Here is a 26,094-nt window from a genome sequence, read left to right as displayed (position 1 = left end):
AGCCGTCCTCCGGAACGGGAACGGGGGACCGACCGGGCCGAGCCGGGCCGACCGGAGAGTGCGGCTCCGCCGGCACCGGTCGTGCCGGACGCCGTACGCGCCGCCGCCGCGATCGATAACCTGGCGGACCGGCCGCGGCCGTCGCTTCACCTCCGGACCGTCGGCGATCCGGGTGACCGGGGTGCTCCAGGCGGTATCAGGAGTACCGGGTGTACCAAGTGGACCGGGTGTATCGGGCATCCGCCGGACCTTCCCGTCAGCCGGGAGGCAAGTCGGTGGGACACTGGACCGCAGACCAGCGGGCGTGCGACGGTGCATGCCCACAGGCCCGAATGCTCCCGTGCGCCCCCACCCCGGGAACTGAGATCCTGGCTGGGCGCATCCCTGTGAGTAGCCGGAACGGTGGCTCGGCAGAGGGCTTCAGGCGGGAAGAGACCAGCACGTACGGGGGGAAAGAGGGGGTACTCATGCCTCGTTGGAAAGCCTTGCCGGATGAGCTCGATCCGCAGGTCAGGGAGTTCGCCAGCCAGTTGCGCCGACTGGTCGACCGGAGCGGACTGAGCGTCGCCGCCGTGGCCGACCGCACCGGGTACAGCAAGACGTCCTGGGAGCGGTATCTGAACGGCCGACTGCTCGCGCCCAAGGGCGCGATCGTGGCGCTGGCCGAGGTGACCGGGACCAACCCCGTCCATCTGACGACGATGTGGGAGCTGGCCGAGCGCGCCTGGAGCCGTTCGGAGATGCGCCACGACATGACCATGGAGGCGATCCGGATCTCCCAGGCGCGTGCGGCGCTCGGAGAGTTCGGGCCGACCCCCGCCAAGGGGGAGAAGGACGGGAAGCAGGCGCGCGCCGGGGGAAGCAGGACGGCCGCGCCCAAGCCCGGCGTCGCGGGTCCCGCCGGGGTGGCGCCCACGGTGCCGCCGCGCGGCCCGGCGCAGGAGGACGAACGCAGACCGCCGTACGGAGCCGGTGCCGGGGCCCGTCCCGGGACCGGTGCGGGGGCCCGTTCCGGGACCGGTGCGGGGGTCGGCTCCGGTGGCGAGAGCGCGGGGGCGGCCACCGGTGCGCGGGGTGGCAGTTGGGGAGTCGTCCCGCCTCCCGGCATGTCCGGCGCCGCCGGGTACAGGGGTCCCGGTCCGTCCGGTGCCGCCGGCCCCGGTCCGTCGGACGGCTACGGGCCGGCCGTTCCCGCGGGACCGAACGGTCACGCGAACCGGTCCGGCGCGGCCGCCGGCCCGCCCCGGGACGCGCGGCCGCGGTCCGGCGGTTCGCCCGACGGGCAGCGGCGCAAACGGCGGCTCACCATGTTCCTCGCGGGAGTCGGGTGCGCGCTCGTGGTGATAGCCGGGGCCGTGTTCCTCTCCGGCTCCGGTGACGGGAAGGGCGACGAGGCCAAGCCGTCCCCGAGCCCGACGGCGACCAAGAAACTGCCGCCCGGTGTCGAGTGCAACGGCTCGGACTGCGCGGGCGAGGACCCGGAGAACATGGGCTGCGGCGGGACGCTGGCGCGGACCGTGGAGCAGGCCGTCGTCGGCACCGCCCAGGTCGAGGTCCGCTACAGCGAGACGTGCGGCGCCGCGTGGGCCCGTATCACGGCGGCCGGAGCCGGTGACTCGGTGCGGATATCGGCGGGCTCGGCCGCCGCGCAGACCGCCGAGGTCGGGGCGGACACCGACGCCTACACGCCGATGGTCGCGGTGAAGAGCGCCACCGGCGCCAAGGCATGCGCGACCCTGCAGTCGGGCCTGGAGGGCTGCACGGAGTAGACGGGTGCGCCACGGACCGGCCCCCCGAGGGCATCGCGGCGTCGGGGCATCGGGGCATCGGGGCATCGGGGCGCCTGGAACGCCCGGGACGTCGGGCGGCAAGCCACGGCGGGACGGATCGGCATGATCGCGGTGCGTAGATGATCGATCACCGAGAGTGGGAATGCCTTCCGCGGTTCGGGGCAGGCGCACCGTACCCCCACGGGACTCCGGCGCCGCGCCGGGAGGACGCAGGGCCTCCCGGCGGCCGGCACCCCCGTTCGACGGCCGTCGGCCCACTCTCCCGGATCGGCGGCCGTCCCCCATGGCATGACCCGACGCGGCACGACGTGGCGCGGCACGACGCAGCGCGGCATGACACGACACCACACGACACGACACGACACAGCGTGACCCTGTGGGGTGGGCCACAGCGGACCCGGCCGTCCGGGCTCCCGGATGCGCGATAGCCTGACCGCCGGATCTCTCTTGACGCCAAGAGACCGGTCGTCACCACCGATGATCGATCATCACGGCGGCAGGACCGGGATTCCGTACCCCGGGGGCAGGGACGCCCCACCGTCAGCTGTCATACGGAGAACGCCATGACCCGCACTCCCGTGAACGTCACCGTCACCGGCGCGGCCGGCCAGATCGGTTACGCCCTGCTCTTCCGCATCGCCTCCGGCCAGCTGCTCGGCGCGGACGTGCCGGTCAAGCTGCGTCTCCTGGAGATCACGCCGGCGCTCAAGGCCGCCGAGGGCACCGCCATGGAGCTCGACGACTGCGCCTTCCCGCTCCTCCAGGGCATCGACATCACCGACGACCCGAACGTCGCCTTCGACGGCACGAACGTCGGTCTGCTCGTCGGCGCCCGCCCCCGCACCAAGGGCATGGAGCGCGGCGACCTCCTGGAGGCCAACGGCGGCATCTTCAAGCCGCAGGGCAAGGCCATCAACGACAACGCCGCGGACGACGTCAAGATCCTCGTCGTCGGCAACCCGGCCAACACCAACGCCCTCATCGCCCAGGCCGCCGCCCCGGACGTACCGGCCGAGCGCTTCACGGCGATGACCCGTCTGGACCACAACCGCGCGCTCACGCAGCTCGCGAAGAAGACGGGTTCGACGGTCGCGGACATCAAGCGCCTCACCATCTGGGGCAACCACTCCGCCACCCAGTACCCCGACATCTTCCACGCCACGGTCGCCGGCAAGAACGCCGCCGAGACCGTGAACGACGAGAAGTGGCTGGCCGACGAGTTCATCCCGACCGTCGCCAAGCGCGGCGCGGCCATCATCGAGGCCCGCGGCGCCTCCTCGGCCGCCTCGGCCGCGAACGCCGCCGTCGACCACGTGTACACCTGGGTCAACGGCACGGCGGACGGCGACTGGACCTCGATGGGCATCCCGTCCGACGGTTCGTACGGCGTCCCGGAGGGTCTCATCTCCTCCTTCCCCGTCACCACGAAGGACGGCTCGTACGAGATCGTCCAGGGCCTGGACGTCAACGAGTTCTCCCGCGCCCGCATCGACGCGTCGGTGAAGGAGCTGGAGGAGGAGCGCGAGGCGGTCCGCGCCCTCGGCCTCATCTAGGAGCTCGTCCCGCTCCGCTCCGTCCTGTTCCCTCTGGTCCCTCTGTTCCATGGCCTTCCGTTCCGCCGATCCCCGGGCGACCGCCCGGGGATCGTTGCGTTCCGTCCCCCCGGCAGGCCGTCCCTCCGGCAGGCCGGCTGACGGGGGGACCGGTGGGCAAGGACTTCTCGAACCAGTGGCCGGCGTGCGGGTTGTCGCCGTACGCCGGGATCTCCGTGTAGCCGCCCGTCCGGTACAGGGCCGCCGCCTCCTTGAGCGCCGTGTGCGTGTCGAGGCGTACGGTCCGGTGCCCGCGCCCGGCGGCCGTGTGCTCCAGCTCGGTCAGCAGCCGTCGGCCGAGACCCAGTCCGCGGGCGTCCAGGTGCACCCAGAGGTGTTTGATCTCCGCCGTGTCGGTGTCCGGCGCGCACAGCGCTCCACAGCCGACGGGGCGCTCCTCCTCGTACGCGACGAGCAGGACGGCGATCCGCTCCGGCGGTACGAGGTCGGTCACGGCGTACCCCTCGGGGAACCGTTCGTCGAGCTCGGCGGCGTAGGCGGTCAGGCAGGCACGTGCGTCGGGCGAGGCGGGTCCGGCGGGACGTACCGTGATCGAGGCCAGCCGCAGCAGCCGCTCGGTGACCGCGACGGCCTCCGTCAGCCGGTCCCGCTGGCTCCCGCTCAGTCCGCGCAGCAGCCCCTCGGCGAGAGCGTCCGCGCGCCGGTTCTGCTCCGCCAGCTCGTCGCGGCCGGCCGGGGTGGGTGCCACGAGGCGCAGCCTGCTGTCCGTCGGGTGGACGGTGACCCGCACGAGCCCTTGCCCTTCCAGCGCGCGCACCATCCGGCTCAGGTATCCGGCGTCCAGGCCGAGCCGGGTCCGCAGTTCCCGCAAGGAGGCGCCGGACCCGATCTCGTACAGCAGCCGGGCCTCGTTGAGCGGTCGGTCCCGCCCGAGGTAGTGCTCGTCGAGCGCACCGATCCGACGCGTGAAGTACCGGTTGAAGCGGCGCAAGGTGGTCACGTGCGCCATGGGCACCGACGATGACGTGGATTCCATACTCTTTGACTTTAGTCAGAGGGAGTGGAGCGGTCCATGTGCGAGTGGTCTGTGACCCGGCGCACTTCGGTGACCGGCTGTGCATGACACGCGGAGCGGGGGGCAGGTGCCCCCGACCCCCGGGAGCGGCACGCGGGGGACGGGCGCGGGTGACAACGGGGTACGGACGAGGAACGGAAGGCGGCACCGGATGTCGGGACACCAGGAGCAGCGGACGATCCACGTGGGCGGGGAGTGGCGTGCGGCCGTCTCGGGGACCGTGCGGGACATCGTCGACCCGGCGGACGGCAAGGCGTTCGCGGTGGTCTCCGAGGGAGGCGTGCCGGACGCGGACGCCGCCGTCGAGGCCGCCCGGCTCGCCTTCGACCACGGGGCCTGGCCCCGGACCCCCGTCAAGGAGCGTGCCGCCCTCCTGCGCCGGGTCGCCGACCTCCTCGTCCGCGACCGCGAGCGGCTCGGGCTCCTGGAGAGCCGGGACGCGGGCAAGACGCTGGAGGAAGGGCGGGTCGACATCGACTGCGTCGCCGACGCCTTCCGGTACTTCGCCGATCTCGTCGTCGCGGAGGGGAACGGACGGGTCGTCGACGCCGGCTCGGACGACATCCACAGTGTCGTCGTACACGAGCCCCTCGGCGTCTGCGCGATGATCACGCCCTGGAACTACCCGCTGCTCCAGGCCAGTTGGAAGATCGCGCCCGCTCTCGCCGCGGGGAACACCTTCGTGGTCAAGCCCAGCGAGATCACCCCGCTGACCACGGCCGCCCTCATCGAACTGCTCGTCGAGGCCGGGCTGCCCGCCGGGGTCGCCAACCTCGTCACCGGTCCCGGGCACAGCGTCGGCGCGCGCCTCGCCGAGCACCCGGACGTCGACCTCGTCTCCTTCACCGGCGGTCTCGTCAGCGGCACGAAGGTCGCGCAGGCCGCCGCCGCCACCGTAAAGAAGGTCGCCCTCGAACTCGGCGGCAAGAACCCCAACGTCGTCTTCGCCGACGCCTGCGCCACCGAGGAGGGCTTCGACACGGCCGTCGACCAGGCGCTGAACGCCGCGTTCATCCACAGCGGCCAGGTCTGCTCGGCGGGCTCCCGGCTCATCGTCGAGGAGTCGGTGCGCGACCGCTTCGTCGACGAACTGGTCCGGCGGGCCGGGCGCATCCGGCTCGGCCGCGGCACCGAGCCGGGGGTCGAGTGCGGGCCGCTCGTCTCCGCCGAACAGCGGGAGAGGACCGAGGACTACGTCGCCGCCGCCCTGGCGGAGGGCGCGGTGCTGCGGACCGGCGGGGCCCGCCCCGACCCGTCGCCGGAGCGCCCCGCCACCGGCTACTTCTACGAGCCGACCGTCCTCGACCAGTGCCACCGCGAGATGCGCGTCGTACGGGAGGAGGTGTTCGGGCCGGTCCTGACGGTGGAGACCTTCCGCACGGAGGACGAGGCCGTCGCGCTCGCCAACGACACGGAGTACGGGCTCGCGGGGGGCGTCTGGACCGCCGACGCGGGGCGCGCCCGGCGGGTGGCCGGACGGCTGCGGCACGGCACCGTCTGGATCAACGACTTCCACCCCTACCTTCCGCAGGCGGAGTGGGGCGGCTTCGGCAGGAGCGGGGTCGGCCGCGAGCTCGGGCCCGCGGGGCTCGCCGAGTACCGCGAGACGAAGCACGTGTACCAGAACCTGGCACCGAAGCCGGTGCGCTGGTTCGCGGGCTGACCGCGCCTACGCCGTCGCCGGTTCGCGGGCCGACCCCGCCCACGCCGTCGCCGCCACCGTCACTTGTACTGGCCGGGCGTGTAGTGCCCGGGCGACAGACGGCAGGTCACCCCGAACCGGTTCCACGCGTTGATCACCGTGATCGTGGCGATCAGCTGGGACAGCTCGGTCTCGTCGAAGTGCCGGGCGGCGGTCTCGAACACCTCGTCCGGGACGAAACCGTCGGTGAGGACCGTCACCGCCTCGGTCAGCGCGATCGCCGCGAGCTCCTTCTCCGTGTAGAAGTGCCGCGACTCCTCCCAGGCGCTGAGCTGCACGATCCGCTCGACGCTCTCGCCCGCCGCGAGCGCGTCCTTCGTGTGCATGTCGAGGCAGAACGCGCAGTGGTTGAGCTGGGACGCCCGGATCTTGACCAGCTCCGCCAGCACCGGGTCGACGCCCCGCTCGGCCGCCGCGTTGAGCCGGACCATGGCCTTGTAGACGTCGGGTGCGAGCTTGGCCCACTGGAGCCGGGGCGTCTCCTCGGCGGCGGTCCGCGACCCCGTGTCCGTACCTGTCTTCGTGTCCGTCGTGTTCGTCGTCATGTCCTCGACCCTACGGACGAAGCTGCCCAGGGGTATGGTCCATTTCCATGGCTGAATCCTGGGCCACTTTCGGAGTGGACCTGCACCTCGACATGGCGCGGACCGGCTCCGGCCTGCGCAGGGGCCTGACGGACGCGCTGCGGGAGGCGGTACGCGGCGGACGCCTCGCGCCGGGCACCCGGCTGCCGTCGTCCCGGTCCCTCGCCGCCGACCTCGGCATCGCCCGCAACACCGTCGCCGACGCGTACGCCGACCTCGTCGCGGAGGGCTGGCTCACCGCGCGCCAGGGCTCGGGCACACGGGTGGCACGGCGGGCGGTGCCGGTCCCGGCCCCCGCCGCACGCGTGCCCCGCTCGCCCCGGGGCCCCGCCCACAACCTCGTCCCGGGCACCCCGGACCTCGCCTCGTTCCCGCGCGCCGAGTGGCTCAGGGCGTCCCGCCGGGCCCTCGCGGCGGCCCCGAACGACGCGCTCGGTTACGGGGACCCGCGCGGCCGTGTCGAACTGCGCACCGCCCTGGCGGGCTACCTCGCCCGGGCCCGCGGCGTACGCGCGGACCCCGACCACATCCTGGTCTGCTCGGGGTTCGTCCACGGGCTGATGCTGCTGGGAGCGGTGCTGCGGCAGCGGGGGACGCGGACGCTGGCGGTGGAGTCGTACGGGCTCGACGTGCACCGGGAGCTGATCGAACGGGCCGGGCTCGGCTCGGTCCCGCTGCCGTTCGACGAACTGGGGACGCGAACGGCCGAGCTGGACGAGCCGGCCGAGTCGGGCAAGTCGGCCGAATCCGCCGGGTCGGCCGGGGAGAAGGGGAGCGGAGCCGTCGGGGCGGTGCTGCTGACCCCCGCCCACCAGTTCCCCATGGGCGTGCCGCTGCATCCCGACCGCCGGGCCGCCGTCGTCGACTGGGCGCGGCGCACGGGCGGGCTGATCCTGGAGGACGACTACGACGGCGAGTTCCGTTACGACCGGCAGCCCGTGGGCGCGCTCCAGGGCCTCGACCCGGACCGCGTGGTGTACTTCGGCACCGCCAGCAAGGCACTCGCCCCCGGGCTGCGCCTCGGCTGGCTGGTCCTGCCGCCGGCGCTGGCACCGGAGATCGCCGCGGCCAAGGGCGACGTGGACTGGTCGTGCGGGGTCCTGGACCAGCTGACGCTGGCGGAGTTCATCGCCTCGGGCGCGTACGACCGTCATGTGCGCGCCTCCCGGCTCCGGTACCGGCGCCGACGCGACCAGCTCGTCTCGGCCCTGGCCGACCGCGCCCCGTCGGTCACGGCCACCGGCATCGCGGCGGGGTTCCACGCGGTGCTCCGGCTGCCGCCCGGCACCGAGCGGGCGGCGGTCCGCGCGGCGGCCTGGCACGGCCTCGCCGTCCACGGCCTGGCCGACTTCCGCCACCCGGCCGCCACCCCCGCCCCGCTGGACGCCCTGGTCGTCGGCTACGGGACCCCGTCGGACAGCGGCTGGCCGGGCGCCCTGGACGCACTGTGCGGGGCCCTGGCCTAGCGTGCCTCCCCGCGCGCACGCACCCGGGCGGGTGCGTCACGCCGTCGCTCGCATGGTGGACGGGGGAGCCCGTCCACCGGGACCGCCCGGTACGCTCGTGCCCGGGCCGTGACTGGCGCGCTGGGATGGGATCGACCATCGGGGAGCGGCCCGGGAACCGTGTGCCGTGCGCCTGGGCCGAACCGTGAACGCCGAACGCCACGTCCGGAGGCCGTCATGTCAGCATCCCCCGCATCCTCTGCGTCCCCCTCACCTCTCTCCACCGAGTCCACCGCCTTCCGCAGCGCCCTCGAAGTGATCCGCGCCGTCGAGCCCCGGGTCGCCGACGCCATCGGGCAGGAGGTCACCGACCAGCGCGAGATGCTCAAGCTGATCGCCTCCGAGAACTACGCCTCGCCGGCCACGCTGCTCGCGATGGGCAACTGGTTCAGCGACAAGTACGCCGAGGGCACCGTCGGCCGCCGCTTCTACGCCGGCTGCCGCAACGTGGACACCGTCGAGGCCCTCGCCGCCGAGCACGCCCGCGAGCTCTTCGGCGCCGAGCACGCCTACGCCCAGCCGCACTCCGGCATCGACGCCAACCTCGTCGCCTTCTGGGCGGTCCTCGGACAGCGCGTCGAGGTCCCCGCCCTGGAGAAGGCGGGCGTCCGCAACGTCAACGACCTCTCCGAGGCCGACTGGGCCGAGCTGCGCCGGGCCTTCGGCAACCAGCGCATGCTCGGCATGTCCCTGGACGCGGGCGGCCACCTCACCCACGGCTTCCGCCCGAACATCTCCGGCAAGATGTTCGACCAGCGCTCCTACGGCACCGACCCCGCCACCGGCCTCATCGACTACGAGGCCCTGCGCGCCTCCGCCCGCGAGTTCAAGCCGCTGATCATCGTGGCCGGCTACTCGGCGTACCCCCGCCTGGTGAACTTCCGGATCATGCGCGAGATCGCCGACGAGGTCGGCGCCACGCTCATGGTGGACATGGCGCACTTCGCCGGTCTCGTCGCGGGCAAGGTCCTGACCGGGGACTTCGACCCGGTGCCGCACGCCCAGATCGTCACCACGACCACCCACAAGTCGCTGCGCGGCCCGCGCGGCGGCATGGTCCTGTGCGACGAGTCGCTGGCCGAGCAGGTCGACCGCGGCTGCCCGATGGTCCTCGGCGGCCCCCTCCCGCACGTGATGGCCGCCAAGGCGGTCGCCCTCGCCGAGGCGCGCCGCCCCGAGTTCCGCGACTACGCCCGCGCCGTCGTCGACAACGCCCGCGCCCTCGCCGAGGGACTGACGCGGCGCGGCGCCACGCTGGTCACCGGCGGCACCGACAACCACCTCAACCTCATCGACGTCGCCTCCTCCTACGGCCTCACCGGCCGGCAGGCCGAGTCCGCGCTGCTCGACTCGGGCATCGTCACCAACCGCAACGCGATCCCCGCCGACCCGAACGGCGCCTGGTACACCTCGGGCATCCGGATCGGCACGCCCGCCCTGACCACGCGGGGCCTCGGGGCCACCGAGATGGACGAGATCGCGGGACTGATCGACCGCGTCCTCAGCACCACGGAGCCGGGCACCACCAAGAAGGGCGCCCCCTCCAAGGCCCAGCACGTCCTCGACCCGAAGGTCGCGGACGAGATCTCCCACCGCGCGACCGACCTCCTGACCGGCTTCCCCCTCTACCCGGAGATCGACCTCGGCTGACCCGGCCGACCCGGCCGGCCCCGCGAGAGCCGCGGGGCCGGCGCCCGTCCGTGTCACATCTGTGCCCGACCAGTTCCGGACCGGCCCCCGAGACCTGAGAGAATGCTGAGCATGGCCAACGATCGTCCCCGTGTGCTCTCCGGAATCCAGCCCACCGCCGGCTCGTTCCACCTCGGCAACTACCTCGGCGCCGTCCGCCAGTGGGTGGCCCTCCAGGAGTCCCACGACGCGTTCTACATGGTCGTGGACCTGCACGCGATCACCCTGCCGCAGGACCCCGCGGACCTGCGCGCCAACACCCGGCTCGCCGCCGCCCAGCTGCTGGCCGCCGGGCTCGACCCCGGGCGCTGCACGCTCTTCGTCCAGAGCCACGTCCCCGAGCACGCCCAGCTCGCGTGGGTCATGAACTGCCTCACCGGCTTCGGCGAGGCGTCCCGCATGACCCAGTTCAAGGACAAGTCCGCCCGGCAGGGCGCCGAGAGCGCCTCGGTCGGCCTCTTCACGTACCCGATCCTCCAGGTCGCGGACATCCTGCTGTACCAGGCCAACGAGGTTCCCGTCGGCGAGGACCAGCGCCAGCACATCGAGCTGACGCGTGACCTGGCCGAGCGGTTCAACGGCCGCTTCGGGCAGACCTTCACCGTGCCGAAGCCGTACATCCTCAAGGAGACGGCGAAGATCTTCGATCTCCAGGACCCGACGGCCAAGATGAGCAAGTCGGCGTCGACGCCTAAGGGGCTCATCAACCTCCTCGACGAGCCGAAGGCCACCGCCAAGAAGGTCAGGAGCGCGGTCACCGACACGGACACGGTGATCAGGTTCGACGTCGAGAACAAGCCGGGCGTCAGCAACCTGCTGGGCATCTACTCCACCCTCACCGGGACCGGTGTCGCGGAACTGGAGGAGAAGTACGCCGGCAAGGGCTACGGTGCGCTGAAGACGGACCTGGCGGAGGTCGTGGTCGACTTCGTGACGCCCTTCCGGGAGCGCACCCGGCAGTACCTGGACGACCCGGAGACGCTCGACTCGATCCTGGCGGAGGGCGCGGAGAAGGCCCGTACGGTCGCCGCGGAGACGCTCTCCCGGACGTACGACCGGGTGGGGTTCCTGCCCGCCAAGCACTGACGGCCGCGGCACCGCGGCCCGTACGAGACCAGGACAACACCGGCACGGCGTCCGGAACGGGGCCGCGCCGCCGTACAGTCGACAGTCGGCACCGGCTTCCGCCTGCCGGCGGTACGAGCACGAGACCAGTACGACGGAACTCCGGACACCGGTACGACGACCGGGACACCGGCACGACGACAGGAGACGACGTGGGGACCGTAACGATCGGCGTGTCGATCGCGGTCCCGGAGCCACACGGCAGCCTGCTCCAGGAGCGGCGCGCGGGCTTCGGCGACCCCGCGGCTTCCGGCATTCCCACGCACGTCACACTGCTGCCGCCGACCGAGGTCGAGCGGTCGGCACTGCCCGCGATCGAGACGCACCTCGTCGAGGTCGCGGCCGCCGGCCGCCCCTTCCCGATGCGGCTGCGGGGGACGGGCACGTTCCGTCCGCTGTCGCCCGTCGTGTTCGTGCAGGTGGTCGAGGGGGCCGAGGCATGCACCTGGCTGCAGAAGCAGGTCCGGGACGCCTCGGGACCCGTGGCACGTGAACTGCAGTTCCCGTACCACCCCCATGTGACGGTGGCGCACGGCATCGACGACGAGGCGATGGACCGGGCCTTCGAGGAGCTCGCGGAGTACGAGGCGCACTGGTCCTGCACCGGCTTCGCGCTCTACGAGCAGGGGACCGACGGCGTGTGGCGCAGGCTGCGCGACTACGTGTTCGGTGGCCCGGTGGTCCCCCCGCAGGCGTCCCACAGCGAACGGGGCCCGCTCCCGGCCCGCTGACCGCGTACCGCGCCTGCAAAGGCAGGAGCGGGATACAGGAGCAGGAGCAGGGGCAGGAGCGGGAGCAGGGGCGAAGGCAGGGGCTACAGGGGCAGGCGGCGGAACACCCCGCGCGGTACGTGGCGCAGGGCCGACATGACCACGCGCAGCGCCCCCGGCACCCACACCACCTCCGAGCGGCGGCGCAGGCCCGTCTCGATGGCGGTGGCCACCGCTTCGGGGGTCGTCGCGAGCGGGGCCTCCTCCAGGCCCTCCGTCATCCTCGAACGGACGAACCCGGGGCGTACGACCATCACATGGACGCCCGTGCCGTACAGCGCGTCCCCCAGGCCCTGGGTGAACGCGTCGAGGCCCGCCTTGCTGGACCCGTAGATAAAGTTGGCGCGGCGGGCCCGCTCGCCCGCCACCGAGGAGAGCACCACCAGGGAGCCGTGGCCCTGCGTCTGGAGCGCCCGCGCGCACACCAGTCCCGACGACACCGCGCCCGTGTAGTTGGTCTGCGCGACCCGGACCGCGGCGCCCGGCTCGTTCTCGTCGCGCGACTGGTCGCCCAGGACGCCGAACGCGAGCAGCACCATGTCGATGTCGCCCTCGGCGAACACCTTGCCGAGGACCGCCTCGTGGGCGTCGGGGTCGAGCGCGTCGAAGCCGACGGTACGGACCTCCGCGCCCAGTCCGCGCAGTTCCGCGGCGGCCGACTCCAGGCCGGGCGAGGGACGGCCCGCGAGCCACACCGTGCGGGTGCGGCGGGTGATCAGCCGCCGCGCGGTGGCGAGGCCGATCCCGGACGTGCCGCCGAGGACGAGCAGGGACTGCGGGATGCCGAAGGCGTCCTTCATGGGACCGAACTCCTGGGGGAGGGTGGGTGGACCGGCGGGCGGCACGGGTCAGAGGCCGAGGCGGCGGGAGAGGTCGGAGGTGAAGACGGACCGCGGGTCCAGCTCCCCGCGCAGCGCCCGGAACTCGTCGAGCCGCGGGTACATCGCCGCGAGCAGTTCGGGCCGCAGCCGGGAGTCCTTGGCGAGGTAGACCCGCCCGCCGGCCGCGGCCACCTCCCCGTCCAGTTCGTCGAGGAAGCCGCCGAGCCCCGGCAGGTCGGCGGGGATGTCCAGGGCGAGGGTCCAGCCGGGCATCGGGAAGGACAGCCAGCCCGGGTCGCCCTCGCCGAACCGCTTCAGGACGGCGAGGAAGGACGGGCAGCGCCGTTGCGAGAGGCGCTGCACGATCCGGTGCAGGGCCTCCTCGTGGCCGTGTCCGACGACGAACTGGTACTGCACGAAACCGCCGCGGCCGTAGACGCGGTTCCAGTGCGGCACGCCGTCCAGGGGGTGGAAGAAGGCCGGGATCCGCTGGAGTTCGCCGGTGCGGGCGCGGGGTGCCTTCCGGTACCACAGCTCGTTGAAGAGACCGACCGTCGTGGGGCCCAGCAGGCCCTCGGGGACGAAGGACGGAGCGGCGGGCAGGCGCCCGGGGCGGAACTCCAGCGGGGCCCTGCGCGCCCGCCCGGCCTCCGCCAGCGCCTCCAGGGGCGCGTGGTCGCCGCGGGTCAGCACCGAGCGGCCCAGGGCGGCGCCGCGGGCCAGCAGGTCGACCCAGGCGACCGAGTAGCGGTAGCGGTGGTCGGTGGCCGTGAGGCGGGCCAGCAGGTCGTCCAGGTCCGTGGCGCGCTCCGTGTCGACGGACATCAGCGACGTCTCGACGGGCTGCAGCCGTACGGTGGCCGTCAGGATGACGCCGGTCAGGCCCATGCCGCCCGCCGTGGCGTCGAAGAGGGGCGTGCCGTGGGCCACCGTGCGGATCCCGCCGTCCGCGGTCAGCAGCTCGAAGGACAGGACGTGCCGCGCGAACGAGCCGGACACGTGGTGGTTCTTGCCGTGGATGTCCGCGCCGATCGCCCCGCCGACCGTCACGTAGCGGGTCCCGGGCGTCACCGGCACGAACCAGCCCAGCGGCAGCAGGACCTCCATGAGGCGGTGCAGCGAGACACCGGCGCCGCACAGCACCGTCCCGCCGTCCGCGTCGATCGCGTGGATCCGGTCCAGGCCGGTCATGTCGAACACGGACCCGCCCGCGTTCTGCGCCGCGTCCCCGTACGCGCGTCCCAGGCCCCGGGCGATGCCCCCACGGGCTCCGCACTCCCGGACGGCCGTGACGGCCTCCTCGTAACTGCGGGGGCGCACCAGGCGGGCGGCGGTGGGAGCGGTGCGGCCCCACCCGGTGACGGAAACCGTGTCGATGGACATGCCAGTGACCGTAGCGATCGAAAGTTCTCGATCGGTTAAGCAACATCCCTTTTCCGATGCATTTCTCCCCGAAATGGGTGATTAATGGGATGTCGCTCAATATTGCCGGAGCTCCGGTGCCGACGGCGTGAACAGTGGGTCCACATGGACCACCACGACGAGCGCCCCGATCTGGACCACCGGATCCTGTCGGCCCTCCACGCCCGCGCCGCCGCCCCGCGGGTCGCCGCCGCCGCGCGGACCCTGTCCCTGGTCGGCGAGCACGGCGCGCTGTGGCTCACGGCCGGCCTCGCGGGGGCGGCCCTCGACCGGGAGCGGCGCGGCGCCTGGCTGCGCGGCACCGCCCTGACCGCGGGCGCGCACCTCGCCAGCACGGTCCTGAAACGGGTCGTGCGCCGTCCGCGCCCCGGTCACGTCGAGCCGCTGGTCCGCACCGTCGGCCGGCACTCCTTCCCCAGCTCGCACGCCACCTCCGCGGCGGCCGCCGCGGTGGCCTTCGGCGCGCTCGGCGCGCGCGTGGTGCCCCCGCTGGCCGCCGCGATGTGCCTGTCGCGCCTCGTCGCCGGCGTCCACTACCCCTCGGACGTCGCGGCGGGCGCCGCCCTCGGCGCGGTGACGGCCCGGCTCGGGGCCCGCTGGATGACGGGAGGGCGCGACCATGGCTGAGACGGCCCTCCTGGACAGGACACCGGCGGAACAGAGCGCCCCGCGCGGGGGCGGCCTCCTGAAAGGGCTCCTCAGGACGGCCCGCCCCAAGCAGTGGGTGAAGAACGTCCTCGTCGTCGCCGCCCCCGCCGCGGCGGGCGAACTCTTCTCACGCCACGCGCTCGTCCAGATCGGGCTCGTCTTCGTGCTGTTCACGGCCTGCGCCGCGAGCGTCTACCTGGTCAACGACGCGCGGGACGCCGACGCCGACCGCGCCCACCCGGTCAAGCGCCACCGGCCGGTCGCCGCCGGACAGGTGCCCGTACCGGCCGCCTACTGCGCGGGGACCGTCCTCGCCGTCGCGGCGCCGGCCGCCGCCGCCCTCCTGTGCTCACCGCTCACCTGCGGGCTCCTGACCGCCTACCTGGTCCTGCAGTTCGCGTACTGCCTGAGCCTCAAGCACGTCCTGGTCCTCGACCTCGCCGTCGTCACCACCGGGTTCCTGATGCGGGCCATGATCGGAGGGCTCGCGCTCGGCATCCCGCTGTCACGCTGGTTCCTGATCACGACNTGATCGGAGGGCTCGCGCTCGGCATCCCGCTGTCACGCTGGTTCCTGATCACGACCGGCTTCGGCGCGCTGTTCATGGTGTCCGCCAAGCGCTACTCCGAGGCCGTCCAGCTGGCCGGCGCGGCGGGCTCCACCCGCGCGCTGCTCACCGAGTACACCGTCGGCTACCTGCGCTTCGTCTGGCAGCTCGCCGCCGGGGTCGCCGTCCTCGGCTACTGCCTGTGGGCCCTGGAGGAGGGCGGGGTGCCGCACACCAGCGTGCTGCCCTGGCGGCAGCTGTCGATGGTCGCCTTCATCCTCGCCGTCCTGCGGTACGCCGTCTTCGCCGACCGGGGCACCGCCGGCGAACCGGAGGACGTGGTCCTGCGCGACCGCGCGCTCGCCCTGATCGGCGTGGTCTGGCTCGCGATGTACGGCCTGGCGGTGGCCGACTGGTGAGCCAGGCGCCGCCCCCGCCCGTCCGCCCGCCGCGCCGCCGGGAACTGCTCGGCTTCGCCGCCGCCGGACTCCTCGCGTACGCCGCCGACCTCGCCCTCTTCCTCTGGCTGCGCGGCCCGGCCGGCCTGGACCCGCTGACCGCCAAGGCCCTGTCGTTCGTGGCCGGCTGCTCGGTCGCGTACGCCGGCAACGCGCTCGGCACGTACCGCCACGCGCCCCGGAGCCCGCGCCGCTACGCGGTCTTCCTCGCCGTGAACGCCGCCGGCGCCCTCGTCCAGCTGCTGTGCCTCCTGATCAGCCACCACGGCCTCGGATACACCTCGCCGCGCGCCGACACCGTGTCGGGCGCGGGAATCGGCATGGCACTGGCTACCGTCCTGCGCTTCTGGGGTACCCGGACATGGGTTTTCCGAGGGGAGGGCAGAGTCGGACCATGGACTGGCTGAAAAAGCTCCCCGGTGTGGGCCCGTGGATCGCGCGCCTCATGATCACGCACGCCTGGCGCTCGTACGAACGGCTCGACCGGGTGAAGTGGACCCAGCTCGCCGCGGCGATGACCTTCATCAGTTTCGTCGCCCTCTTCCCGCTGATCACCGTGGCCGCCGCGGTCGCCGCCGCGACCCTCGACGAGAAGGGGCAGCGGACGCTGGAGGACAAGATCGCCGAGCAGGTGCCCGGTATCTCCGCGCAGCTCGACATCGGCGGCCTCGTCGAGAACGCCGGCACGGTCGGGCTCATCGCGGGCGCGCTGCTGCTGTTCACCGGCATCGGCTGGGTCGGCTCGATGCGCGAGTGCCTGCGCGGGGTCTGGGAGCTGCCGGACGACGAGGAGAACCCGTTCCTGCGCAAGCTCAAGGACGGCGGCGTGCTCCTGGGCCTCGGCGGCGCCGCGCTCGTCACCATCGCCGCCTCCACCCTCGCGTCGACCGCGGTGGGCTGGACGACCCGGCACCTCGGCATCGAGGAGGACGGCTGGGGCGGGGTGCTGCTGAGGACGGCCGCCTTCGGTGTGGCCGTCCTGTCCGCCTTCCTGCTGCTCCTGTACCTCCTGACGCTGCTCCCCGGGGTCCAGCCGGCGCGGCGCCGGCTGATCGTCGCCGCGCTCATCGGCGCCGCCGGGTTCGAGCTGCTGAAACTGCTGCTCAGCGGCTACATCCAGGGAGTCGCGTCGAAGAACATGTACGGGGCGTTCGGCGTGCCCGTCGCCCTGCTGCTGTGGATCAACCTCACGTCCAAGCTGCTGCTCTTCTGCGCCGCCTGGACGGCGACCCCGCACAAGGACCCGGCCGGGCACACGGCGGCGGACGACTCCGCGGCGGACGGCCCGGCGGACCTCAGTGGCGGCGGCGCATCAGTTCCGGCAGCGGCCAGCGGCGGTTGATCACGAACACCCCGGCGGCGAGGAGGACGAGGACCCCGCCGGCGATCCCCAGGGCGACACCGGCACCGCTCGAACCGTCCGTGCGCGCCGAGGCCGCCACGGGCTTCGAGGAACCCGACGAGCCCGCCACGGCGGCGCCGTCGCCCGAACCACCCGCCTCGCCGGAGGCGTTGGCACCCGGCTGCGCGCCCGTGTCCGCGCTCCTCGGCGGTACCAGCTCGCCCACCGGGGAGACCTTGCCCGCGGCCTGGAAGCCCCAGTCGAGGAGCTTCGCGGTCTCCTTGTAGACCCGGTCGTGCTCCTCCTTCTCCGGGTTCATGACCGTGACGAGCAGCACCTTGCCGTTCCGCTCGGCGACCCCCGTGAAGGTCGAGCCCGCGTTCGTGGTGTTGCCGTTCTTCACACCCGCGATGCCCTGGTAGGGCTCCAGGCCGTAGTCACCGGTCAGCAGCCGGTTGGTGTTCTGGATCTCGAAGGACTTGCGGGTCGTCCTCCCCTTCCTGTTCTTCTTCGTCTCCCCCGGGAACTGCGCGCGGACCGTCGAGCAGTACTCCCGGAAGTCCGGTTTCTGCAGGCCGGAGCGGGCGATCAGGGTCAGGTCGTACGCCGACGACACCTGGCCCTTCTCGTCGTAGCCGTCCGGGCTGACCGCGTACGTGTCGAGGGCCTGGAGCTCCTCGGCGCGCGCGTTCATGTCCGCGACGGTCCGGTCGATGCCCCCGTTCATCGCGGACAGGACGCGCACGGCGTCGTTGCCGGAGCGAAGGAAGACACCGAGCCACAGGTCGTGGACCGAGTAGGTCTCGTCCTCCTTGATGCCCACCGTGCTGGAGCCGACGCCCATGCCCGCCAGGTCGGACGGCACCACCTTGTGCTTCTGCGTCCTGGGGAACTTCGGCAGCAGCGTGTCGGCGAACAGCATCTTCAGGGTGCTCGCCGGGGGCAGCCGCCAGTGCGCGTTGTGCGAGGCCAGCACGTCGCCGGACTCGGCATCCGCGACGATCCAGGAGCGGGCGCTCAGATCCTTCGGCAGGACCGGCGCGCCGGTGCCGAGGTTCGCCTGGGTCCCGGGCCGGCCGAGCTGGGCGCCGCCCACGGTCGACATGCCCGCCGGGGGAGTGGCGGACAGGCTCGCCGACGGACTCTTCGAGTTCTTCGAGGGGCTGCTCGAAGGGTTGTTCGAGGGTGATCCCGAAGCCGACGGTGAGGCCGCTCCCGGCGGGGTCGGCGAGGGACTCGCGGACGGACTCGGAGCCGGCCGGCCCGCCGCCGCGGTGGCGGGCGCGGTGGCGGTCGCCGTGAGTGCGAGCGAGAACGACAACAGGGTGGCGGAAGTGACCAGCAAGGACGGCTTGGTGGTCTTTTTCATGGCGGGCACGGTCGAGAACGTACAGGGCGTCGCCCGGGAAGTCGCGGGGGCCTCCTGGCCCTTGTCCTCGTCGACAGCAGCTTTTGCGCCACGGTGCCGTGCGCCGCGCTCCTGCCCACCCCGGGCGTCGGCCCCACCCCGGGCGTCGGCCCCACCCCGGGCGTCGGCCCCGTTCGGGGGCGGCGATACTGAACCCATGAAGCTCAGCCGTCCCGTCTCCTGGTTCCTGCTCGCCTTCGGGGTGTGGAGCTGGGTCATCTGGATCACTTTCGTCAAGAACCTGTGGGCGGACGGCAGCGGGCTCGCCTTCGACGACGCGGGCGATCCGACCGGGTACTTCTGGGTGCACCTGACGCTCGCCGTCGTCTCCTTCGTCCTGGGGACGGTTGTCGGGGGCATCGGGTTGCGCGGTGTCCGGGCCCTGCGCCCGGACCCGTCCCCCTGACGGCACAGCGTCACAGCGTCATAACGGGAGAGTCGCCGCGTGGTCATCGTGTTCCTGGTCCTGGTCCTGGCCGTCCTCGGCGGACTGCACTGGTACGTGTGGCGCCGGATGGTGCGCGACACGACGGCGCGGCCCGGGACGGCCAGGCGGGTCGGCACGGCCGTGTTCGTGGCCGGATCGCTGCTCATGCTCACGGCCCTGGCGGCCGGGCGCACCGGTGTGCCGTTCCGGCTCCAGCAGGTGCTGGCCTGGCCCGGCTTCCTGTGGATGGTGCTGTCGATGTACCTCCTGCTGGGACTGCTGGTCGGCGAGGCGGTACGGCCGCTGCTGCGCAGGTTCCTGGAACGGCGGTCGGCGTCCGGACCGGCGGAGGTGCGTGAGGCCGAGCCCGTAACGGCGGGGGCGCCGGCGCGGGAGGCCGCGCGTCCCTCCGACGCCGAGCGCCCCTCCGACGCCGAGCGCCCCTCCGAAGGAACGGGCTCCCCCGAGGGGGCGGGCTCCTCCGAAGGGGCGGGTTCTTCCGAACCGGCGGGGCACTCCGGGGTCGGAGCCGGGACCAAGGCCGAGGTAGGGACCCAGGTGGGGACCGAGGTGGAGACCCAGGTGGGAGCGGCGCCCGCGCCCGCGGCCCCCGCCCCCGCGCCCACCGGCCCCTCCCGCCGCCTCTTCGTCTCGCGTGTCGTGGGCGGGGCCGCCGCGGCCGCCGCCGTGGGCACCGTGGGGTTCGGGACGTACGGCGTCCTGAACGGGCCCGCCGTGAAGCGGGTCACGGTGCCGCTCGCCAAGCTCCCGCGGTCCGCCCACGGGTACCGGATCGCCGTCGTCAGCGACATACACCTCGGGCCCGTGCTGGGGCGCGGCTTCGCCCAGAAGGTCGTCGACACCATCAACTCGACGCAGCCCGACCTGATCGCGGTCGTGGGCGACCTGGTCGACGGCAGCGTGAAGGACCTCGGTCCCGCCGCCGCGCCGCTCGCCCAGCTGAAGGCCCGGCACGGGTCGTTCTTCGTCACCGGCAACCACGAGTACTTCTCCGGCGCCGAGGAGTGGGTCGCGCGCGTACGGGACCTGGGGCTGCACCCGCTGGAGAACGCCCGCACCGAGCTGGCCGGCTTCGACCTCGCCGGCGTCAACGACGTGGCCGGCGAGGAGGAGGGGCAGGGCCCCGACTACCAGAAGGCCCTCGGGGACCGGGACCGCAGCAGGGCGTGCGTCCTGCTCGCCCACCAGCCGGTGCAGATCCACGACGCGGTGGACCACGGGGTCGACCTCCAGCTCTCCGGGCACACCCACGGCGGGCAGCTGTGGCCCGGCAACCTCGTCGCGGACCTCGCCAACCCCACCCTCGCCGGCCTGGAGCGCTACGGGGACACGCAGTTGTACGTGTCCCGGGGCGCCGGTGCCTGGGGGCCGCCCACGCGGGTGGGGGCGCCGTCCGACATCACCGTCGTGGAGCTGGCCTCCAGGCAGGCGTGAAGCACGCCTGAAGCAGGTCCGGGCGCGGCGGGGCCGGGTATCGGGCCCCGCCCGCGGCGTACCGCCGGCCAGCGGGTTCCGGACAGTCGCCGGCACGTCCGGTGGGACCGTACGGCGGGCGACCCGCACACGGTCCGGGGCACGGGCGCGGCACAGGGCACCGCCGGCCCGCCGCGCCCGTGCGGGAACCACGCGCTGAGCAGCGGGGACGCGCATGCGCGGGGCGCCTCCCGGACGGCACGGCGGTCTCCGCTCGTGGAGCCGCGCGGGGAGTCGCCGATTCCGGGCCTGACGCGTTCACGCTGGGCCGCAATTGCACGGGTGACGTGCCGGGTGCCGACCACGCAGCATGGTGTGACGGAAGCGTGCGCGGGGTGAGGAGCAGACGTGTTGAGACGCAACTCGTTCCGGCTGCCCCGGCATCCGGCGTCCGTCGCGGTCGCCCGGCGCCGGGTGCGCGACCACCTGTCGGACTGGGGGCACAGCGCGGGTGAACCGGCGTTCGAGGACGTGGTGCTGCTGGTGTCCGAGCTGGTGACGAACGCGGTACGGCACGCGCCGCTGCCGGAGCGGGAGTTCGAGGTGGCGGTGACCACCCTCGCGGACGGTTCCTGCCTGATAGAGGTCTCCGACGACAGCTCCGTACCGCCCCGGCTGCGGCAGAACGGACACCACGAGGAGGAGTCGGGGCGGGGCCTGAGACTGGTCGAGTCCCTCACGACCGCCTGGGGGGTGTGGAGCGGAGGCAGACACGGCAAGACGATCTGGGCCCTGGTCCCGGCCCCGAGCGTCCCGTGACCCCGGCGGGAGTGGCCGCCCCGTGAGGGGCGCGGGGAACTGCGCGCCCGCCCCCCACCGCCCCGCAGAGCACCACACGCGCACAACCCCCACGCCCTCCCAACCCTCCGTCACCCCTCCCCGCACACCCGCGCGGGCAGCGCGACCGTCACCGCCAGCCCCTCGCCGGGCGACGTCCGCACCGTCACCTCGCCCCCGTGCGCCACGGCCACCCCCTGCACGATGGCCATCCCCAGACCACTCCCCGCACCCCCGCCCGCCCGGAAGAACCGGTCGAAGATGCGCGCGGCGTCCTCCTCGGCCAGCCCCGGCCCCTCGTCGGCGACACGCAGCCGCACGACCCCGCCGGTCCGTGACAGATCGAGGGCGACCGGCACCTCGGCCGGTGTGTGCGTGCGCACGTTCGCCATGAGGTTGCCCAGTATCTGGCGCAGTCCCGACTCGTCCGCGCGGACGAGGAGGGCTCCCTCGGCCCGCACCGACACTGGCCGCCCCGGCTGCTGCGCCCGCAGGTCCTCCGCCGCGTCCCGCACCAGCCGGCTCAGGTCGACGTTCCTGAACCGCAGCTCGGGCTGCTGGTCGAGGCGGGCCAGCGTGAGCAGTTCGTCGACCAGACGGCCCATCCGGTCGGCCTCCCCGGTCATCCGGTCCCAGGCGCGCCTGCGCTCGGCCGGCTCCCGCAGCATGCCCTTCTCGTACAGCTGGAGGTAGCCGCGTATCGCCGACAGCGGTGTGCGCAGCTCGTGCGAGGCGTCCGCGACGAAGCGGCGCAGCTGGGCCGCGCTCCGCTCCCGGGTGCGGTACGCCGACTCGACCTGGTGGAGCATCGAGTTGAGGGCGAGCCGCAGCTGCTCGACCTCCTGGGTGGGGTGGTGGCTGGACGGCACCCGGCGGGCCAGGTCCCCCTCGGCGATCGCCGACGAGGTCTCCACCATGTCCTCCAGGGGCCGCAGCCGCCGCCGCACGTTGAGCATCGTCAGGACGGCGAGCAGCCCCAGCAGCAGGACACCGAAGAACAGGTCGAGCTTGAGCGCCCTGGCCATGCCCGTGTGCAGCGCGTCGGTCGAACCGGCGATCAGGACGACGGTGCCGTCCGGCAGGGACGCGCCGACGACCCGGAACGGGGAGCCGTCCACCGTCACGTCCCGGGGGTCCGCGTCGCCGGTGACCGTCCCGGGATCGCCCACCGCGGCGGCGAGGGCACGCTGGTTGGAGGTCGGTTCGAAGGAGCGGAGCGTCATGGGCCTGCCGTCCGCGTCGACCACCGCGAAGAGGGAGTCCGCGTCCGGCGGGCCCTGCGCCTGCGGCACCTTCCCGTCGCGGATGAAGGCCAGCGCGCTCAGCGAGTCGATCTCCCGTGCGGTCAGCCGCGTACTGCCCAGCGAGTCCCGCATCCCCAGCAGTTCCGAGTCCACCTGGTCGAGCAGGTAGTACCGCATGCCCATCAGGCTCACCGCCGTCGCCATGACGATGCCCAGCGCCAGCAGCGCCACGTTGGCCAGGGTCAGCTGGCCGCGCAGCGAGTGGAGGCCGTGACCGTGGCCGTGACTGCGGCCGGGGATACGGATGGGGCCGGGGCCGCGCCGGAAGATCATGCGAGCCCGTACCCGACGCCCCGGCGTGTCGTGATCACCGGTGCGCCGAGGGTGTCGAGCTTGCGCCGCAGATAGCTGATGTACGTCTCCACGACGGTCGACTCCGCCGGGTGCTCGTACTGCCAGACGTGCCGCAGGAGCTGCTCCTTGGGCACGATCCGCCCGCCGTTGCGCACCAGGAAGCGCAGCAGGGCGTACTCGGTGGGGGTCAGCTCGACCGTGCGGCCCGCGCGGTGCACCGAGTACGTCGTCTCGTCCAGCTCCAGGTCGCCGTAGCGCAGCGGCGGACGCTGGGGCAGGACGTCGGCCGGGCGGGTGCGGCGCAGGACGGCGGTGATCCGGGCGATCACCTCGTCGATGTTGAACGGCTTGGTGATGTAGTCGTCGCCGAAGGCGAGCGCGCCGACGACCTCCGCGGGCGCGTCCCGCGCGGTGAGGAACACCAGGGCCAGGTCGGGCCGGGTCGCGCGCAGTTCGCGGCCCAGCGCCCGGCCGTCGCCGTCCGGGAGCATCACGTCGAGGAGCGCCGCGTCCGGGCGGGTGCGCTCGGCCAGCGTCAGGGCCCGGCGGACGGTACCGGCCGTCATCACCTCGAAGCGGTGGTAGCGCAGGGCGATGGCCAGGACGTCGGCGATGCTCGGCTCGTCCTCGACGACCAGCACGGTCGCCCCCTCGTGAGCGGTCATGGCCCCAGTATCGGCGCGGGCACCGACAACGGGACCGGCTCTCCCCTTGGAGTTCCTTGAGAGTCATGGCCGGATCGTGTCCAGGGACCGCGCCGCGCCCGATGCTGAGCCGCAGGACCCGGGGGACGGACCGACAACCGACGTACTACTAGGGGGCGTTGAGGCGTGACGACATTGGCACGGTGGTGCTACCGGCACCGGTCGGTGGTCCTGCTCCTCTGGGTGGGGGCGCTGCTGGGACTGGGCTTCGCGGGCTCCGCCGCGGGCACGAACTACGCGGACACCTTCACCCTTCCGAACACGGACTCCACGCGCGCGTACGACCTGATGGAGAAGGCGTTCCCGGAGCGGTCGGGCGACACCGACACGGTGGTGTGGAAGGTCGACGAGGGGACGGTGCGGGACGCCTCCGTACGCTCCCGGATCGAGCCCGCCCTCCAGGAGATCGGCCGGATGGAGGGCGTCGGCGAGGTCGCCGGCCCGTACGCCGGGCAGGGGGCCGCGCAGATCAGCGGGAACGGGCGGATCGCGTACGCCCAGGTCACCTTCACCGAGCAGGCCAACGGGGTCCCGAAGGCGCTCGTCCAGGACGTCGTCGACACGGCGCGGGACGCCGAACGCGCCGGGCTCCGGGTGGAGCTGGGCGGTCAGGCGATCACCCGGATCCAGGAACCGCCCACCGGCCTCGCCGAGATGGTCGGCATCCTGGCCGCCGCGGTCGTCCTCTTCCTGGCCTTCGGCTCGGTCCTCTCCATGCTCCTGCCGCTCGTCGTCGCGGTCGCGGCCCTCGGCACCGGCCTGATGGCGACCTCACTGCTCAGCCATGTCACCGACGTGCCCGAGGTGGCGCCGCTGCTCGGCTCGCTGATCGGCCTCGGCGTCGGCATCGACTACGCCCTGTTCATCGTCACACGGCACCGCCGGGGCGTCCTGCGCGGCATGGAGCCCGAGGAGTCCGCCGTCACGGCCCTCGACACCTCGGGCCGCGCCGTGCTGTTCGCCGGCGGCACCGTGTGCATCGCGCTCGCCGGGATGCTGGTGATGAACATGCGCTTCCTGGACGGCGTGGTCGTCGCCACCTCGCTGACGGTCGTGCTGAGCGTGCTGGCCGCGGTCACCCTGCTGCCCGCGCTCCTCGGGCTGCTCGGCATGCGCGTGCTCAGCCGCGGGCAGCGCCGCCGGCTCGCCGCCGCGGGACCGGAGCCGGAGGAGGCGAGCGGACTCGCCGCCCGCTGGTCCGGGTACGTGCAGCGGCGGCCGCGGTCCGTCGCGGCCGGGGCCCTGCTCGTCATGACGGTCCTGGCGCTGCCCGTCCTGTCGCTCCGGCTCGGCGCCACCGACCAGGGCAACCACCAGGACTCCACGACCACCCGGCAGGCGTACGACCTGCTGGCCGAGGGCTTCGGCCCCGGCTTCAACGGCCCGCTCCAGGTGGTCGTGGACGGCGGGACGGGTGGGGTCGGCGGGACCGGTGGATCCACCGGAGCCGGTGGTGGGTCCGGTGGCGGCGTGGACGCGCTCGTCTCCGCCATCCGCTCGACCGAGGGGGTCGCGCGGGTCGCCGCCGCGCCGCCCGCCCGGGACATCACGGTCATCCAGGTCGTGCCCACCACGTCACCGCAGTCCGAGGAGACGGACCGGCTGATCGACCGGCTGCGGGACGACGTGATCCCCGCGTCCGGGACCGAGGCCCACGTGGGCGGGGTGACCGCCGTCTTCAAGGACTTCGCGGCCGTCACGGGGGACCGGCTGCCCTACTTCGTCGCGGCGATCATCACCCTCGGCTTCCTGCTGCTGATGGTGGCCTTCCGCTCCCTGGTGGTGCCGCTGACGGCCGCCCTGATGAACCTGGTCGCGGCCGCCGCCTCCTTCGGGGTGCTCGTCGCGATCTTCCAGTGGGGCTGGGGCACGGAACTCCTCGGCGTCGGCAAGGAGGGGCCGATCACCGCCTTCCTGCCGGTCATCATGCTGTCGCTGCTCTTCGGGCTCTCGATGGACTACCAGGTGTTCCTGGTGAGCCGCATGCACGAGGAGTGGGTGCACACGAAGGACAACGCGCGCGCGGTCCGCGTCGGCCTCGCCGAGACCGGCCGGGTCATCAACTGCGCGGCCCTGATCATGATCTGCGTGTTCTCCGCGTTCGTGCTCAGCGGCGACATGGAGGGCGCGATGGCGGGCATCGGGCTCGCGGCGGCGGTCGCGCTGGACGCGTTCATCCTGCGGACGGCCCTGGTACCGGCCGCGATGCACCTCCTGGGGAACGCCAACTGGTGGCTGCCCGCGGCGATGGACAAGCGGCTGCCGCACCTGGCGGTGGAGCCCCGCGAGGAGGCGGCCGCCGGGACCTCCGCGCGCGTGCCGGCCCTCGCCGTGCCCGCCCGCGCCGGTGGTTCCACCGTCGTCCACGGCTTCGTCCGTACCCCGGACGGCGCGCCCGTCGAGGGCGCCGCGCTGACGCTGCTCTCCGAGGACGGCGGCCGTCTCGACCGGGTGACGTCCCTGGCCGACGGCTCGTACATCGTCTCGGTCCCGCTCCCGGGCCGGTACCTGCTGGCCGTGACGGCCGGGGACCGCCCGTCCAGGACCCGCCGCGTCCTGGTGGCCCGGGAACCGCTGGTGTACGACGTGGAGCTGGCGGAGGACGAGCTGGACCCGGTGAACTGACCGCGCCGGACAGGCACCGCCGAAGGGGTC

General features: G+C 73.2%; 20 protein-coding genes, 2 pseudogenes and 1 riboswitch. Of the genes and pseudogenes, 15 read left to right on the top strand and 7 right to left on the bottom strand.

Annotated elements, in window-relative coordinates; all coding sequences use genetic code 11:
- Window positions 1–467 precede the first annotated feature (467 nt).
- Both KM933_RS01095 and KM933_RS01090 read left to right on the top strand, forming a co-directional pair.
- Complete coding sequence (locus tag KM933_RS01095; protein WP_221347817.1) at window positions 468–1,769, top strand: helix-turn-helix domain-containing protein; 1,302 nt, start codon at window positions 468–470, stop codon at window positions 1,767–1,769.
- Window positions 1,770–2,353: 584 nt separating this feature from the next.
- Entirely contained in the window at window positions 2,354–3,343 is a 990-nt protein-coding gene (locus KM933_RS01090) for a malate dehydrogenase (RefSeq protein ID WP_221347816.1), read from the top strand.
- A gap of 148 nt (window positions 3,344–3,491) precedes the next feature.
- Here the strand turns inward: KM933_RS01090 and KM933_RS01085 are convergent.
- Window positions 3,492–4,379: pseudogene (locus tag KM933_RS01085) on the bottom strand (GNAT family N-acetyltransferase); the annotation flags it as partial.
- Between the two features lie 190 nt (window positions 4,380–4,569).
- Here KM933_RS01085 and KM933_RS01080 point away from each other — a divergent pair.
- Complete coding sequence (locus tag KM933_RS01080) at window positions 4,570–6,081, top strand: aldehyde dehydrogenase family protein (protein ID WP_221347815.1); 1,512 nt, start codon at window positions 4,570–4,572, stop codon at window positions 6,079–6,081.
- 59 nt (window positions 6,082–6,140) lie between these two features.
- Here KM933_RS01080 and KM933_RS01075 read toward each other — a convergent pair whose 3' ends face one another.
- Entirely contained in the window at window positions 6,141–6,665 is a 525-nt protein-coding gene (locus tag KM933_RS01075) for a carboxymuconolactone decarboxylase family protein (RefSeq protein WP_221347814.1), read from the bottom strand.
- A gap of 47 nt (window positions 6,666–6,712) precedes the next feature.
- On the opposite strand from KM933_RS01075, the gene pdxR reads away from it, so the two are divergent.
- The 4 genes from pdxR (at window position 6,713) to KM933_RS01055 (ending at window position 11,754) form a co-directional block, all read left to right on the top strand.
- Entirely contained in the window at window positions 6,713–8,170 is a 1,458-nt protein-coding gene (gene pdxR / locus KM933_RS01070) for a MocR-like pyridoxine biosynthesis transcription factor PdxR (protein WP_221347813.1), read from the top strand.
- A gap of 98 nt (window positions 8,171–8,268) precedes the next feature.
- Window positions 8,269–8,355: riboswitch (ZMP/ZTP riboswitch) on the top strand.
- Between the two features lie 31 nt (window positions 8,356–8,386).
- Window positions 8,387–9,859, top strand: coding sequence for a glycine hydroxymethyltransferase (locus KM933_RS01065; RefSeq protein WP_221347812.1), 1,473 nt, complete (start codon window positions 8,387–8,389; stop codon window positions 9,857–9,859).
- Between the two features lie 111 nt (window positions 9,860–9,970).
- Window positions 9,971–10,984 carry a tryptophan--tRNA ligase gene (trpS, locus tag KM933_RS01060; RefSeq protein WP_221347811.1) on the top strand — a complete coding sequence of 338 codons (1,014 nt, stop codon included), beginning with the start codon at window positions 9,971–9,973 and terminating at the stop codon, window positions 10,982–10,984.
- A 191-nt stretch (window positions 10,985–11,175) separates the two neighbouring features.
- The gene (locus tag KM933_RS01055; RefSeq protein WP_221347810.1) at window positions 11,176–11,754 is read left to right on the top strand and encodes a 2'-5' RNA ligase family protein; all 579 of its coding nucleotides are present in this window, start codon (window positions 11,176–11,178) and stop codon (window positions 11,752–11,754) included.
- An 83-nt stretch (window positions 11,755–11,837) separates the two neighbouring features.
- Here the strand turns inward: KM933_RS01055 and dprE2 are convergent, their stop codons facing one another.
- Window positions 11,838–12,593, bottom strand: a complete 756-nt coding sequence (gene dprE2, locus KM933_RS01050; RefSeq protein WP_221347809.1) for a decaprenylphospho-beta-D-erythro-pentofuranosid-2-ulose 2-reductase — start codon at window positions 12,591–12,593, stop codon at window positions 11,838–11,840.
- A gap of 48 nt (window positions 12,594–12,641) precedes the next feature.
- Window positions 12,642–13,997, bottom strand: coding sequence for a decaprenylphosphoryl-beta-D-ribose oxidase (dprE1, locus tag KM933_RS01045; protein ID WP_221347808.1), 1,356 nt, complete (start codon window positions 13,995–13,997; stop codon window positions 12,642–12,644).
- A gap of 144 nt (window positions 13,998–14,141) precedes the next feature.
- Between dprE1 and KM933_RS01040 the strand changes: the two genes are divergently transcribed.
- The 4 genes and pseudogenes from KM933_RS01040 to KM933_RS01025 all read left to right on the top strand — a co-directional run bounded on the left by KM933_RS01040 (window position 14,142) and on the right by KM933_RS01025 (window position 17,031).
- The gene (locus KM933_RS01040) at window positions 14,142–14,663 is read left to right on the top strand and encodes a phosphatase PAP2 family protein (RefSeq protein WP_221347807.1); all 522 of its coding nucleotides are present in this window, start codon (window positions 14,142–14,144) and stop codon (window positions 14,661–14,663) included.
- Window positions 14,656–15,650 (top strand): annotated as a pseudogene (locus KM933_RS01035) (decaprenyl-phosphate phosphoribosyltransferase). The gene KM933_RS01040 and the pseudogene KM933_RS01035 overlap by 8 nt, the downstream one beginning before the upstream one ends.
- Window positions 15,647–16,096 carry a GtrA family protein gene (locus KM933_RS01030; protein ID WP_221347806.1) on the top strand — a complete coding sequence of 150 codons (450 nt, stop codon included), beginning with the start codon at window positions 15,647–15,649 and terminating at the stop codon, window positions 16,094–16,096. The pseudogene KM933_RS01035 and the gene KM933_RS01030 overlap by 4 nt, the downstream one beginning before the upstream one ends.
- Window positions 16,084–17,031 carry a YihY/virulence factor BrkB family protein gene (locus KM933_RS01025; protein WP_221347805.1) on the top strand — a complete coding sequence of 316 codons (948 nt, stop codon included), beginning with the start codon at window positions 16,084–16,086 and terminating at the stop codon, window positions 17,029–17,031. The genes KM933_RS01030 and KM933_RS01025 overlap by 13 nt, the downstream gene beginning before the upstream one ends.
- On the opposite strand, the gene KM933_RS01020 is transcribed toward KM933_RS01025, so the two are convergent.
- Window positions 16,985–18,409: a D-alanyl-D-alanine carboxypeptidase family protein gene (locus KM933_RS01020; RefSeq protein ID WP_347355166.1), complete on the bottom strand. Its 1,425-nt coding sequence runs from the start codon at window positions 18,407–18,409 to the stop codon at window positions 16,985–16,987. The genes KM933_RS01025 and KM933_RS01020 overlap by 47 nt on opposite strands.
- 187 nt (window positions 18,410–18,596) lie before the next feature.
- Here KM933_RS01020 and KM933_RS38925 point away from each other — a divergent pair, with 187 nt between their 5' ends.
- From KM933_RS38925 to KM933_RS01010, 3 genes are all read left to right on the top strand, one after another.
- Complete coding sequence (locus tag KM933_RS38925; RefSeq protein ID WP_260332847.1) at window positions 18,597–18,845, top strand: SCO4848 family membrane protein; 249 nt, start codon at window positions 18,597–18,599, stop codon at window positions 18,843–18,845.
- Between the two features lie 96 nt (window positions 18,846–18,941).
- Window positions 18,942–20,321, top strand: a complete 1,380-nt coding sequence (locus KM933_RS01015) for a metallophosphoesterase (protein ID WP_430727260.1) — start codon at window positions 18,942–18,944, stop codon at window positions 20,319–20,321.
- Window positions 20,322–20,708: 387 nt separating this feature from the next.
- Complete coding sequence (locus tag KM933_RS01010) at window positions 20,709–21,119, top strand: ATP-binding protein (RefSeq protein ID WP_221347802.1); 411 nt, start codon at window positions 20,709–20,711, stop codon at window positions 21,117–21,119.
- A gap of 110 nt (window positions 21,120–21,229) precedes the next feature.
- Here the strand turns inward: KM933_RS01010 and KM933_RS01005 are convergent, their stop codons facing one another.
- Window positions 21,230–22,714, bottom strand: coding sequence for a sensor histidine kinase (locus tag KM933_RS01005; protein WP_221347801.1), 1,485 nt, complete (start codon window positions 22,712–22,714; stop codon window positions 21,230–21,232).
- On the bottom strand, window positions 22,711–23,400 hold the full coding sequence (locus KM933_RS01000; RefSeq protein WP_221347800.1) for a response regulator transcription factor: 690 nt from the start codon (window positions 23,398–23,400) through the stop codon (window positions 22,711–22,713). The genes KM933_RS01005 and KM933_RS01000 overlap by 4 nt, the downstream gene beginning before the upstream one ends.
- A gap of 174 nt (window positions 23,401–23,574) precedes the next feature.
- Between KM933_RS01000 and KM933_RS00995 the strand changes: the two genes are divergently transcribed.
- Window positions 23,575–26,064, top strand: coding sequence for an MMPL family transporter (locus KM933_RS00995; RefSeq protein WP_221347891.1), 2,490 nt, complete (start codon window positions 23,575–23,577; stop codon window positions 26,062–26,064).
- Window positions 26,065–26,094: the final 30 nt, after the last annotated feature.

Origin of the sequence: Streptomyces beigongshangae (genome assembly GCF_019710745.1) — a bacterium.
Classification (GTDB): Bacteria; Actinomycetota; Actinomycetes; order Streptomycetales; family Streptomycetaceae; genus Streptomyces; species Streptomyces beigongshangae.
Note: the sequence above shows the minus strand (reverse complement) of the source record. Positions and strands in the feature narration are given on the sequence as shown.

Bases quoted from the DNA above. Each gene is read 5' to 3' on its own strand.
- KM933_RS38925 (WP_260332847.1), top strand. From the start codon at position 18,597: ATGAAGCTCAGCCGTCCCGTCTCCTGGTTCCTGCTCGCCTTCGGGGTG.
- KM933_RS01095 (WP_221347817.1), top strand. From the start codon at position 468: ATGCCTCGTTGGAAAGCCTTGCCGGATGAGCTCGATCCGCAGGTCAGG.
- KM933_RS01040 (WP_221347807.1), top strand. From the start codon at position 14,142: ATGGACCACCACGACGAGCGCCCCGATCTGGACCACCGGATCCTGTCG.
- dprE1 (WP_221347808.1), bottom strand. From the start codon at position 13,997: ATGTCCATCGACACGGTTTCCGTCACCGGGTGGGGCCGCACCGCTCCC.
- trpS (WP_221347811.1), top strand. From the start codon at position 9,971: ATGGCCAACGATCGTCCCCGTGTGCTCTCCGGAATCCAGCCCACCGCC.
- KM933_RS01075 (WP_221347814.1), bottom strand. From the start codon at position 6,665: ATGACGACGAACACGACGGACACGAAGACAGGTACGGACACGGGGTCG.
- KM933_RS01025 (WP_221347805.1), top strand. From the start codon at position 16,084: ATGGACTGGCTGAAAAAGCTCCCCGGTGTGGGCCCGTGGATCGCGCGC.
- KM933_RS01000 (WP_221347800.1), bottom strand. From the start codon at position 23,400: ATGACCGCTCACGAGGGGGCGACCGTGCTGGTCGTCGAGGACGAGCCG.
- pdxR (WP_221347813.1), top strand. From the start codon at position 6,713: ATGGCTGAATCCTGGGCCACTTTCGGAGTGGACCTGCACCTCGACATG.
- dprE2 (WP_221347809.1), bottom strand. From the start codon at position 12,593: ATGAAGGACGCCTTCGGCATCCCGCAGTCCCTGCTCGTCCTCGGCGGC.
- KM933_RS01080 (WP_221347815.1), top strand. From the start codon at position 4,570: ATGTCGGGACACCAGGAGCAGCGGACGATCCACGTGGGCGGGGAGTGG.
- KM933_RS01090 (WP_221347816.1), top strand. From the start codon at position 2,354: ATGACCCGCACTCCCGTGAACGTCACCGTCACCGGCGCGGCCGGCCAG.
- KM933_RS01005 (WP_221347801.1), bottom strand. From the start codon at position 22,714: ATGATCTTCCGGCGCGGCCCCGGCCCCATCCGTATCCCCGGCCGCAGT.
- KM933_RS01065 (WP_221347812.1), top strand. From the start codon at position 8,387: ATGTCAGCATCCCCCGCATCCTCTGCGTCCCCCTCACCTCTCTCCACC.